Raw genomic sequence first — 11633 nt, forward strand, 5'->3', positions numbered from 1 at the left:
CCCCCCCCCCCCCCCCCCCCCCCCCCCCCCCCCCCCCCCCCCCCCCCCCCCCCTCCCCCCCCCCCCCCCCCCCCCCCCCGCCCCCGTGCGGCGTCGTCCACGAACCCGGCGACGGTCCGCCGGACGAGGCGCCCGATGTCGGCGGCCGCGAGGCTGGCGTCGTGGCGGACCAGGACGCCACCGGTGATCGGGTTGGCCTGTGCCTCGGTGATGCCCGGGATCCGCCGGAGGCTCGCGGCGAGGACCTCGGCGGCTCTCGGCCGGCCGAGCACCAGCCTGACGTCCCAGCGCTGCCGGCCCGGAGTGACGGAGCGAGGGCTCACCTCCAGATCCGCGGGGCAGTACCCGGTAGCGGCACCCACCAGAGATGGCATGTGTACGTTCACCTGTTTGCGGAGGTCGCGGCGGCCGTCACGGACCGGACGGGCTGCGACGGATCGGAAGTTCTGACAATGGGATGGCGCGGCCGCCCGGTCTGGACGCGACCGCGCCGTGCTTCCCGGCCGTCAGTGCGCCTTGGCGGCACCGGCGGTCGTGCGGATCCTGGGGGTCCTGGCGTCGCCCTCGCCCCGGTGCGCGCCGGCCTCGTCCTTCTCGCCCTGCGGGGATCCGGTCTGCGGGGCACCGCCCTGTGACGACCCGCCCTGCAGAGAACCCGCGTCCCGCTGGTCGTCGTGCCCGGGCGTGGTGCCGCCCTCCGCGGCGATCTGGGCGGCCACCACCTCCGCGGCCACCTCCGCCGCGAGGTCGTGCATGTTCTCGCCGGCCTCGTGGGCCGCCTTCTTCACCTCAAGTACCAGTCCGACGGACGTCTTGACGATGCCCTTCATCAGCGGCTTGAGCAGACGCTTGGCCAGTGGTGCGACCACCAGGCCGATCAGGAAGGGCGGTACTACGGGTGGCATGATGCTCCAACCTCTCCACGTTCACGTACGACGGGCACCGACGGGCCGTGCGAGCACCGGAAAACGTCCGCGGGAGAACCCGCGCGGAACTCGAACGACAGATCACCGGAAAATCGGCTTTCCGAACTCTTATTCGGAGCCATCTGGCGGGGGTTCATATCCGGGACTGGTTCCACTCCCGGAAATTTCCCCGGCCGCTTCGCCACCGTAGTCGAATCATGTCCGGCACAGCCAAATGGATTGCTTCTTCTCACTCGTGCGAGTGTTCTTTGGCCCCGCAGGGCGTTATCGACCGCTTCTCGTGCGACGCCCGGACACCGGCGAGGCCGTCGAACGGCCTCGGCCCGCTCGACGGCCTCCGCCCGGGCCGGTGCTCCTACACCAGCAGCGGCAGCCCGGTGTAGCGCGGAGCGGCGCCCGGGATCGCGATCCGCGGCAGGTCCTCCGGGGCGACGGCCATCGCCAGGCCGGGGTACCGGTCGAGCAGGCCCCGGAGCGCGGTCTCGCACTCCAGCCGGGAGATCGAGGCCCCCAGGCAGTAGTGGATGCCGCCCCCGAAACCGAGGTGACCCTCCGACTGGTCGGCCTGCCGCCGGGTCAGGTCCAGGCGGTGGGCGTCCGGATAGCGGCGGGGGTCGTGGTTCGCGGAGACCAGGATGAACTGGACGGCGTCCCCCTGACGGATCGGCGTGCCGTGGAGTTCGGTGTCCTCCGCGGCGATCCGCATCCGCACCATGATGTCCGGGCCGCACCAGCGGATGAACTCCTCCACGGCGCCGGGCAGCAGCGCCCGGTCCGTCCGCAGGAGCTCCAGCTGCTCCGGATGGGTGACCAGCGCGGCGACGGCGTTGATGATCAGCTGAGCGGCGTTCTCGTAGCCGGCCATGACGACATTGAGCGTCATGGTGACGGCCTCCTTCTCGCTGATCGGGTACCGGCCGCTCCCCGTCGCCTCGGCGAGCGCGGTCAGCATGTCGTCGGCCGGCCTCTCGCGCCGCTGCCGCAGGAGGTCGTGGACGGCCTCGATCAGCGCCGGGGAGGACGTCCCCAGCCGGTCCGGGTCCATCGTCACGATGTCGTCGCCCCACTGGCGGAACAGCGGGCGCACCGCCTCGGGAATGCCCACCAGCTCGCACACCACGGTCGTCGCCAGCGGGTATGCGAACCGCTCGACGAGGTCCGCCGCGCCGTTCTCCGCGTGGGCGGGCAGGGCGGCGAGCAGTTCCTCGACGACCTGCTCGATGCGCGGCCGCAGGGCCTGCATCCGGCGCCCCGTGAAGGAGCGGGCCACCGCGCCCCTCATCCGGGTGTGGTCCGGCGGGTCGATGTCCAGCGCGGAGATCATGAAGTAGTCGAGCACCTCGGCCGGCAGGTTGAGCATGTCCACCAGCGGCCTGCGCGGATCGGGGCCGGTGAAGCCGGGGATCGCGGCGGGGCTGTTGACGAAGCGCGGATCGCGCAGCCCGTCCCGCACGTCGTCGTAGCGGGTGACCAGCCAGACCGGCTGCTCGTCCGTCAGCCAGGCCCGCACCACCGGCCCCTGCTCCCGCACCCGGCCGTAGCCCCCGGCCGGGTCGGCGAGCAGCTCGGGGTCCAGCAGGTACAGCTCGTCCGGCGGGCGCCGGGCCGGAGCGGTCTCGTCAGGACGGCCCTCGACTCGTACCGATTGCACGCGTGTGCACTCCTTCGGTTGGGGTGGGACGGTGTGCCGTTGCGGTGGGAGGACGTGCCGTGGTGACGGGGGGCGTGCCGGGCCGTCAGTGCGACTTGCCGGCGACGGTGCCGGTACGGCCCTTGGCGGCCTTCTCGTCACCGGCCCCGCCCTCGACGGCGATCCGCTCGGACTTGCCCCCGTGCGACGCTCCGGCGCCACCCGGCCGGTGGCCGTTGCCCTCGTGGGCCGCCCCGTCATCCGTGGCCGACCGGTCCGAACCCATCTCGGCGGCCACCTCGGCCGCGAGGTCGTGGATGTTCTCGCCGGCCTCGTGGGCCGCCTTCTTCACCTCCAGGACCAGACCGACGGACGTCTTGACGACGCCTCGCACCACCGGCTTGAGGAGGAGCTTGGCCAGTGGCGCGACGACGAGGCCCGCCACGAAGGGCGGCACTACGGGTGGCAGCATGGATTTCCGTCCTCAGCTTTCACAGACACACGACGGCCGTGTGGTCAGGGGAACTCCCGGGGAACGCTAGTCGAGTCCGCTGGGTCGGGGCCAAACCTTTCCGGCCATTTCACCCGTGCGAGTGCCTTTCGATTTCCGGCGGGACACGGTGCGGCCGTTATCGCCTTCACCTGGTGAAACGAATCAATCGACCAGACTCGTTCGAGTGAATATCGCAGCTGAAGCTGACCCCTCGGCATTCCGATCCGATGGCACCATGACCGCCATGCCCCGTCCCACCGCTCCCGTCCGCCTGCCGGCCGCCCTCACCGCCACGGCCCTCACGCTGACCGGCTGCGGCGGCGTCGCGCGCTCCGACACCAGCACCCCGCTCGTGGAACACGGGACCGTCAGGATCGCGGCGGCCGGCGAGACGCCGAGCTTCGACCCGTACTCGGCCTTCGGAGCCGGCCCCGCCCGCTACGCCTACGACTCCCTGGTCAACATCGCCCCCGACGGCACGGTGGTCTCCGGCCTGGCCACGTCCTGGCAGGCCACCACCACCTCCGCCGCCTTCACCCTCCGCCCGGACGTCACCTGCTCCGACGGCACCCCGCTCACCGCCTCCGCGGTCGCCCGGGCCCTGACCTACGCGGGCGACCCCGCCAACCAGCTCGCCGGCGCCCAGACCGTCCTCCCCGGCGTCCCGTACACCGCCACCGCCGACGACACGACCGGCACCGTGACGGCGACCACCGGCAGCCCCCACCCCTTCCTCACCCGCACCCTCGGCCTGCTGCCCATCGTCTGCCCCGCCGGCCTCGACCACCCCGGGGCACTGGACCGCGCCACCCAGGGCACCGGCCCCTACCGGCTCACCCGCTACACCCCGGGCGGCCCCTACGAGTTCACCGTCCGCGACGGCTACACCTGGGGGCCCGCCGGAGCCACCACCGCCACCCCCGGCCTGCCCGCACACATCGTCATCCCGGTCGTCCCCCAGGCCGCCACGGCCGCGAACCTGCTGCTCACCGGCGGCGTCGACATCGCCATGGTCAGCGGTCCCGACCGCGCCCGGCTCACCGGCCGCGGCCTGGCCACCGTCGACATCGCCACCGTCGTCGGGCTCACCTTCTTCAACCACCGCCCCGGCCGCCCGCTCGCCGACCCCGCACTGCGCACCGCGCTCGTCGCCGCGCTGGACCGCCAAGGGCTCGCCAACGTCGCCGTCGGCGGCACCGGCCGCCCCGCCGCCGACTTCGGCGCCGAGGGCGGCGTCTGCCACGCGGACCTCGCCGCCGCCAACCTGCCCACCGGGGACCCCGTCGCCGCCCTGCGAGCCGCCGGCTGGGTCCGTGACATCGACGGACGGCTCGTCAAGGACGGCCGGCAACTGCGGCTGCGGATCGTCACCAGCGCGGAACTCGGCCCCACCCTGTCCTCCGTCGCCGAGCTGATGGCCCGGACCTGGTCACAGCTGGGCGCGGACGTCCGGCTCGTCACCGAGAGCCTGCCCGCCCTGGTGAGCGCGATGTACCAGACCGGGGACTTCGACATCACGATGGGCAGCACCCCGGGGTTCCCGCTGCCGTCCGGCTTCGTCCCGTTCTTCTCCGGCCCGGCCCCCGCCCAGGGCCTCAACTTCTCCGCCATCGCCAACCCCGGGTACGACGCGCTGGTCGCCCAGGCCCTCCGGGAACCGGACACCGCGGGCTGCGACACCTGGAACCGGGCGTCGGCCGCACTGCTCCGCTCCGCCGACGCCCTGCCGATCGCCGACGGCCGGAGCACCCTCTACGGGTACCGCACCACCTTCAGCACGGCCAACGGCGGCCAGCTCGTCCCCACCAGCATCCGGCTGCACCGGTGACCGGGGGCCCGGTCAGGTCCGCGCCCCGGTTCCCGCGCCACCCGTGGACGGTGTTCCTCGGCCGCCGCGCCGCCCGGCTCGCCGTCTCCCTCGGCGTCGTGCTCACCGCCTCCTTCGCGATGGTCCGGCTGGTCCCCGGCGACCCGGTACGCGCCGCCCTCGGCATCGACGCCTCCCCCGCCCTGGTCGCCGCCCGCCGACACCAGCTCGGCCTCGACCAGCCCTTCCCGAGCCAGTACCGGCACTACCTGGACGGCCTCCTGCACGGCGACCTCGGCACCTCGCTGGTCACCGGCACACCGGTCGCGGAGCTCGTCCGCACCCGGCTCCCGGCCACCCTGCAGATCGCGCTGCTCGCCTTCCTCGTCACCCTCGCCGTCGCCCTGCCGGGCGGGCTGCTCGCCGCCGTCCACACCCGCGACGGACGACACCCGCGCACCGAGCTGGCGTTCACGGCGGTCACCGCGGGGCTCGCCGGGGTGCCGGACTTCGTCCTCGCCGCCGGCCTCACCGCGCTGCTCGCGGTCGGTCTCCGGCTCCTCCCCGTGGCGGGCACCGCGGGCGCCGGCTCCCTCGTCCTGCCCGTCGTCGCGCTCTCCCTCGCGCCCACCGCCGTCCTCGTGCGCATCGTCCGGGTGGAGGCGCTGAAGGTACTCGCCGAGGACTACATGCGCACCGCCCGGGGGAAGCGGCTGTCACCCGCCCGCCGCTACCTGCGCCACGCGGCACCGAACATGGCGGCCGCCTCGCTCACCGTCGCCGGCAGCCTGCTGCCCGCGATGATCGCCGGCACCGTCCTGGTCGAGAAGGTGTTCGCCTGGCCCGGCATCGGCTCCGCGATGGCCCAGTCCGTCGTCGCCCAGGACTACCCCGTGGTCCAGGCCATGGTGCTGATCCTCGGCACCACCGTGCTGCTCGCCGGCCTGCTGGTCGACGTGCTGCTGGCGCTGCTCGACCCGCGTACGGCCATCAGGGAGATGTGACGACCCATGCGGATGCCCCCGGGACGGCCACGCTCGCCGATGGCCTGGGCCGCGACGGCCATGCTCGCCTCGCTGCTCCTGCTCGCCCTGCTCGGCCCGCTGGTCTGCGGCGCCGCGGCCGACCGCCCGGACCCCTCCGTGGTGCTGCAAGGCCCGTCCGCCGCCCACCCGTTCGGCACCGACAACCTCGGCCGCGACCTGCTCGCCCGGGTCGCGGCCGCCACCCGGCCCTCCCTGCTGCTCGCCCTGGCGGCCACCCTGCTGGGTGCCGGCGCGGGTGTCCTCCTCGGAGCGGCCACCGCCGTCCTCGGCCCGCGCACCCGGCGGTGGCTCGGCGCGCTGATCAACCTCCTGCTCGCCTTCCCCGCGCTCCTGGTCGCCCTGTTCCTCGCGGTCGTCCTCGGCGCGGGCGCCACCGGAGCGCTGCTCGCCCTCGCCCTCGCGAGCGTCCCCGGCTTCGCCCGCCTCGCGCAGACCCTCGCCGCCGCCGTCGCGGGCACCGACCACCTGGCCGCCGCCCGCGTCCTCGGCCTGCGCCGGCACCGGCTGCTGCTGCGCCACGTCCTGCCCAACATCGCCGAGCCGCTGCTGCTCAGCACCACCACGGCGGCGGGCACCTCGCTCGTCGCGCTCTCCGGGCTCAGCTTCCTCGGCCTGGGCGTGCAGCCGCCCGGATACGACTGGGGACAGCTGCTCAACCAGGGGCTCGAACGCGTCTACGGACAGCCGCTGCCCGCCCTCGCGCCCGGCCTGGCCATCCTCTACGCGGCCCTGACCTTCCAGCTGCTCGGCGAGGTGCTGGCCGCGGCCGTCGCACGGCGCGGCCCGGCCCCCCGTACGGCTCCGCCGCCGACCACCCCCAGCGGTCCCTCCGAGGACGGCCTGGTGCTCCAGATCGAGGACCTCGTCGTCGAACTGCCCACCAGGGACGGGGTGATCCGGCCGGTCCGCGGGGTCAGCCTGTCCCTGCGGGCCGCGGAGATCGTCGGACTCGTCGGCGAGTCCGGCTCCGGCAAGTCGCTCACCGCACTCGCCGTCGCCGACCTGCTGCCCGCCCGGGCCAGGGTGTCCCGGCGGACCCTGCGCCTGCTCGGCGCCGACCTCGCCACCATGCGGCCGGGGGACCGCCGGCGCCACCTCGCCACCGGGCTCGCGATGATCTTCCAGAACCCGGCGTCGGCGCTCAACCCCGCGCTGCGGATCGGCACCCAGCTCACCGAGACCGTCCGGGCCCACCGCGGCGCGGACCGCGCCCAGGCCCTGCTGGAGGCCACCGCCGCCCTGCACCGGGTCGCACTGCCCCCGACCGTGCTGCGGGCCCGTCCCCACCAGCTCTCCGGCGGCCAGCGCCAACGCGTGACGATCGCCGCCGGCCTGATGGTGCGGCCCGGACTGATCATCGCCGACGAGCCGACCACCGCCCTCGACGTCACCGTGCAGCGCCGGATCACCGGCCTGCTCTCCGACATCCGGCGGGACACCTCGACCGCGATCCTGTTCATCAGCCACGACGTCGCCCTCGTCGGCGAGTTCTGCGACCGCGTCCTGGTGATGTACGCGGGGACCGTCGTCGAGAGCCTGCCCTCGGACCGGCTCGCCACCGCCGCCCGGCACCCGTACACCCGGGCACTGGTCGAGTCCGTACCGGACCTCGGCACCGACCGCGACCGGCCCCTGCCGGTCGTCGAGGGCGCCCCGCCCGACCCGCTCGCGCCCACCCCCGGCTGCCCGTTCCAGCCGCGCTGCGGGCACCGGCAGGACCGCTGCGCCGAGGAGCCTCCGCCGCTCGCCGTCCTCGACCCCGCCCACCGGGTGGCCTGCTGGCACCCGCTGCCCGCACCGGCGGTGGCCTCGTGACCGCCCTGACGGTCCACGACCTCACCGTCCGCCACCACGGCGCGCACGGCCAGGTCACCGCGGTGGACGGCGTCTCCCTGGACGTGCCGTCCGGCACGACGCTCGGGCTGGTGGGCGAGTCCGGCTCGGGCAAGTCCACCCTGGCCCGCGCGATCGTCGGGCTGACACCGGTGCACGGCGGCCGGATCCTGCTCGACGGGCAGGAGCTGCGCGGCCACACCGTGCGGGCCCGGCGCCGCCTCGGCCGCCGTGTCCAGGTCGTCCTCCAGGACCCGGACACGGCGCTGAACCCCAGGATGACCGTCCGCCAGGCCCTCACCGAGGCGGCCACCGCCCACCACCGGCTCGACCGGAACGCCAGGACCGGACGCGTCGACGCCCTCCTCGCCCTCGTCGACCTCGATCCGGGACTCGCCGACCGGCTGCCCGGACACCTGTCCGGCGGGCAGCGCCAGCGGGTGGCCATCGCCCGCGCCCTCGCGGTCGGCCCCGGCCTCCTGATCGCCGACGAGATCACCTCGGCCCTCGACGTCTCGGTACAGGCGTCCGTCCTCAACACCATCCGCCGCCTCCAGCGCCGGCTGGGCCTGACCATGCTGTTCATCGGCCACAACCTGCCCGCGGTCTGCTACGTCTCCGACGTGGTGGCCGTCATGCACCGCGGCCGTCTCGTCGAGACGGCCCCGACCGACGACCTGGTGCGCGACCCCCGGCACCCGTACACCCGGGCCCTGCTCGCCTCCGTACCGAGCCTGCGCACCCCACCGTCCTGATCCGCGTTCCGCCACCGGGCCGCAGCCGCCCGGGATGCCTCCGGGATGTCTCCGAGGTGCCGCCGAGGTGCCGCCTACCTCCGGTGCGGGGGCAGCGGCAGCTCGAAGAAGACGACCTTGCCGACCGCCTTGCGGGCGGTGCCCCAGCGCTCGGCGAGCTGGGCGACCAGCGTGAGGCCGCGGCCGATCTCCTCCCACACCTCGCCGGGCTTCAGCGAGGGCAGGTTGTGGTTGTCGTCGCTGACCTCCACCAGCAGCCGGTCCGCCCTGATCAGCTGGAGCTGCACCCGGTCCCGCGCCACCCTGATGGCGTTGGTCACCAGCTCGGACACCAGCAACTCGGTGGTGTCCCTGAGGACTTCGAGACCCCAGGCGGCGAGCTGTCCGACCACCAGCCGTCGTGCCCGCGCCACCTCGTCCGGCTCGGGTTCGAGCTGCCAGGTGGCCACGTCGGCCGGCGGGATCCCGGTGAGACGCGCCGCCAGGAGCGCGATGTCGTCCTCCCGGTCGCCGGGCTGGAGGCGGTCCAGAAGGGCGTCGCAGGCCTGCTCGGGGCTCTGCCGCGGGTCGATCAGGCTGCCGCAGAGCGCGGCCAGGCCCACGCCCGTGTCCCCGCCGCGGACCTCGACGAGGCCGTCCGTGCAGAGCACCAGCATCGACCCGTCCACGACGTCGACGGCCGCGGTCAGGAACGGCACTCCGCCGACCCCGATCGGTGCGCCGGACGGGATCCTCAGCAGTTCGCTGGTGCCGTCCGGACGTACCAGCACCGGGGGGACGTGGCCGGCACCGGCCAGTTCGCAGGTGCGGTTGATCGGGTCGTAGACCGCGTACAGGCAGGTGGCGAGGTGCTCGGGCCCGAGCTTGTGGGCCAGGTTGTCCAGGTGGCGCAGCAGCTGCCCCGGCGGCAGGTCGAGACCTGCCAGGGCGTGGACCGCGGCGCGCAGCCGCGCCATGGTCTGCACCGCGTGGAGGCCGCGGCCCATCACGTCGCCGACCACCAGGGCCACCCGGCTGCCCGGCAGCTGGAACGCGTCGAACCAGTCGCCCCCGACCCCGCCCCGGCGCTCGCCGGGCAGATAGCGGTGGGCCAGCCGCATGCCGGCGATCGCGGGCGGCAGCTCCGGGATCATCGACCGCTGGAGGGTGGCCGCCACCTTCAGCTCCGCGCCGTGCAGGCGCGCGATGTCCATGGACAGGGCCGCGCGGACGACGAGGTCCTGGAGGTGGTCCGCGTCGCCGTGGCCGAAGGGCCCCCGGCCGGCCTGACGGACCAGCGTGACCACGCCGAACACCGTGCCGCGGACGCCCAGTGGCAGTGCCAGGACGGAGCCTCCGGCCGCCCCGGAGAGCGAGGCGGCACCGGCGTCCGAGGCGGCCGTCCCCCGGGCGGTCGTCCCGGGCCTCATCACCGGGACGAGCACCGGGGCGCCCTGTTGCAGGGCCCGGCCCTGGGGAGTGGCGCCGGGCGCGGTCAGCAGTGTCCCCTCGCCGGGCTCGTCGTTCCACTGCTCGGCGCCGGGGGTGAAGGCCAGCGAGACCCGGCGCAGCAGCGTACGGCCGTCCGGCCTGCCGGTGGGCAGCTCGGCGTCGTCCGTCAGCCCGGCGACCAGGTCCACCGAGACGAAGTCGGCCACCCGGCGGACCAGCAGGCCGGACAGTTCCCCGGCCACCGTCGCCAGGTCCAGCGACCGCTCCACCCGCTGCCCGAACTCCCGGTTCAGCGCCATCCGCACGGACTCCAGCTCCACGTGCGGCGGCTTGAGCCGCCCGGCGGCACGCTCGGCGTCGAGCGTCGCCTCCGCCGCCAGCAGCCGGGCCTCCAGCCGCACACAGCGCTCCTCCGCCACGTGCTTGAGCGACTGCGCACGCGCGAGCTCGGTCCGCAGCGCCTCCAACTCCGCCTTGAGGCCCAGTAGTTCGTCTCTGACCCCGCTCGCCCCGCCCGGCTCCTCGTACAGCTCCAGCGCGCCGACGGCACCCGAGGCGTAGCGGGCCGCGGCCCAGTCCGCCTCCAGCTGCCGGTAGCGCTGCTCGGCCTGGTGGGCCTGCGCCTCGGTCGCCTCCAGCGCACGCAGCAGGTGCCGCTCGCGCACGCTCGCCAGGTGCAGCTCCCGCTCGGCGGATCCGAGCTTGTCCCGCAGCTGTTCGACGTCATGCCGCGAGGCGTTGCGCACCCGCAACGCCTCCATCCTCAAGTGGTGCGCCTGGTCCTGGACTTCGGCGGTCACCGACTGGCCGCCCAGCTCCCCGACATGGCGCAGCAACTCGTCGACGAACTCCTTCGGGGCGATGCGCTGGCCCGTGAAGTACCGCGAGACGGAACCCTTGTCACGGTTGCAGCGGGCCGCGTAGCGGGTCAGCGTGGTGTCCAGGACCGCGAAGAGCCGGCCGATGAACTCGATGAACGCCCGGACTTCCGCCTCCGGCGGGCCGAAGGGCTCCGAGACGTCCCTGTGCCGATCCAACACCCGCGACTCCCCGATCACAGCCGTGCCCGCCCGCCACGCCGTTGCCGCCGATCGGCAACGCGTTGCCCGTGGCGCAACGCCCGCGCCGCACGAAAGCGTAGGCGGTGAACCCACGTCGGTGAACTCACACCGGTGAACCCGCGTCGGTGAACCCAAGTCCTCGCAGTCGAAGGAGAATCGATGCTTCCCGCCGCCCTGCACCGGCTGGCCGCGTGCCAGCGCACCCTCATCGTCGCCCTGGGGCTGGTCCCCCTGGTCATGGTGATCGCGGTCTACCGGCCCGCGCTGGTCCTGCTGCCGGCCCTTCCCGGGGGCGTCGCCCGCTGCTCGACCCTGATCACCCTGTTCAGGGGCTGGACGGAGGCCGTGCTGACCAAGAGCCGCTGAGCCGCCGGACCGGGGGTGCCGGTCTCCGCCGCCGCACCCCCTCTCCGAACGTCTTGACGAACACATGACATTGACGGACCATCATGCTGGCGCGCGCCTCACCTCCTCCACCGCTCCGCTTTCACGGACCCCCACAGGAGGACAGTCATGCGACTGCCCCGCCGAGGGAAGCCCGCCACGGCCACCGCCGTCCTGCTGGCACTCGCCCTCGCCACCCCGCTCACCGCCCAGGCCGCCTCCCCCGACCACCCGTCGGCGCCCTCCGCCGCCCCGGCGGACACGGCC

At 74.3% G+C, this 11633-nt stretch carries 10 protein-coding genes; 5 read left to right on the plus strand and 5 right to left on the minus strand.

All coding sequences use genetic code 11. The features are described from left to right. The 4 genes from BU198_RS42065 to BU198_RS12270 all read right to left on the minus strand — a co-directional run. A partial coding sequence (locus BU198_RS42065; protein WP_411293181.1) for an HMA2 domain-containing protein occupies window positions 1-374 on the minus strand: 374 nt, incomplete at its 3' end. A 132-nt stretch (window positions 375-506) separates the two neighbouring features. After that, the gene (locus BU198_RS12260; RefSeq protein ID WP_188296876.1) at window positions 507-905 is read right to left on the minus strand and encodes a DUF5132 domain-containing protein; all 399 of its coding nucleotides are present in this window, start codon (window positions 903-905) and stop codon (window positions 507-509) included. A gap of 376 nt (window positions 906-1281) precedes the next feature. Next, a complete protein-coding gene (locus tag BU198_RS12265; protein WP_317620087.1) occupies window positions 1282-2577 on the minus strand; it encodes a cytochrome P450 in 1296 nt (431 codons plus the stop codon). Between the two features lie 85 nt (window positions 2578-2662). Further along, window positions 2663-3028 carry a DUF5132 domain-containing protein gene (locus BU198_RS12270; RefSeq protein WP_223244285.1) on the minus strand — a complete coding sequence of 122 codons (366 nt, stop codon included), beginning with the start codon at window positions 3026-3028 and terminating at the stop codon, window positions 2663-2665. Window positions 3029-3293: 265 nt separating this feature from the next. Between BU198_RS12270 and BU198_RS12275 the strand changes: the two genes are divergently transcribed. From BU198_RS12275 to BU198_RS12290, 4 genes are read left to right on the plus strand one after another with little or no spacing between them, the layout of a single operon-like run. Continuing rightward, a complete protein-coding gene (locus tag BU198_RS12275) occupies window positions 3294-4877 on the plus strand; it encodes an ABC transporter substrate-binding protein (protein WP_188296877.1) in 1584 nt (527 codons plus the stop codon). After that, window positions 4874-5860: an ABC transporter permease gene (locus tag BU198_RS43780; protein WP_188296878.1), complete on the plus strand. Its 987-nt coding sequence runs from the start codon at window positions 4874-4876 to the stop codon at window positions 5858-5860. The genes BU198_RS12275 and BU198_RS43780 overlap by 4 nt, the downstream gene beginning before the upstream one ends. A gap of 6 nt (window positions 5861-5866) precedes the next feature. After that, window positions 5867-7717, plus strand: coding sequence for a dipeptide/oligopeptide/nickel ABC transporter permease/ATP-binding protein (locus BU198_RS12285; protein WP_223244286.1), 1851 nt, complete (start codon window positions 5867-5869; stop codon window positions 7715-7717). Then, a complete protein-coding gene (locus BU198_RS12290; RefSeq protein ID WP_188296879.1) occupies window positions 7714-8490 on the plus strand; it encodes an ABC transporter ATP-binding protein in 777 nt (258 codons plus the stop codon). Before BU198_RS12285 ends, BU198_RS12290 begins: the two co-directional genes overlap by 4 nt. A 74-nt stretch (window positions 8491-8564) precedes the next feature. Here the strand turns inward: BU198_RS12290 and BU198_RS12295 are convergent, their stop codons facing one another. Then, complete coding sequence (locus tag BU198_RS12295; protein WP_317620088.1) at window positions 8565-10961, minus strand: SpoIIE family protein phosphatase; 2397 nt, start codon at window positions 10959-10961, stop codon at window positions 8565-8567. A 180-nt stretch (window positions 10962-11141) separates the two neighbouring features. Here BU198_RS12295 and BU198_RS12300 point away from each other — a divergent pair, with 180 nt between their 5' ends. Next, window positions 11142-11348 (plus strand): hypothetical protein, encoded by a 207-nt coding sequence (locus tag BU198_RS12300; RefSeq protein WP_188296880.1) that lies wholly within the window; start codon window positions 11142-11144, stop codon window positions 11346-11348. Window positions 11349-11633: the final 285 nt, after the last annotated feature.

Source organism: Streptomyces sp. CBMA156 (assembly GCF_014596515.1).
In the GTDB taxonomy this organism is placed as follows: domain Bacteria; phylum Actinomycetota; class Actinomycetes; order Streptomycetales; family Streptomycetaceae; genus Kitasatospora.

Excerpts from the sequence above, each read along its gene's own strand:
- BU198_RS12285 (WP_223244286.1), top strand. The coding sequence starts at position 5,867 with ATGCGGATGCCCCCGGGACGGCCACGCTCGCCGATGGCCTGGGCCGCG.
- BU198_RS12270 (WP_223244285.1), bottom strand. The coding sequence starts at position 3,028 with ATGCTGCCACCCGTAGTGCCGCCCTTCGTGGCGGGCCTCGTCGTCGCG.
- BU198_RS12275 (WP_188296877.1), top strand. The coding sequence starts at position 3,294 with ATGCCCCGTCCCACCGCTCCCGTCCGCCTGCCGGCCGCCCTCACCGCC.
- BU198_RS12300 (WP_188296880.1), top strand. The coding sequence starts at position 11,142 with ATGCTTCCCGCCGCCCTGCACCGGCTGGCCGCGTGCCAGCGCACCCTC.
- BU198_RS12260 (WP_188296876.1), bottom strand. The coding sequence starts at position 905 with ATGCCACCCGTAGTACCGCCCTTCCTGATCGGCCTGGTGGTCGCACCA.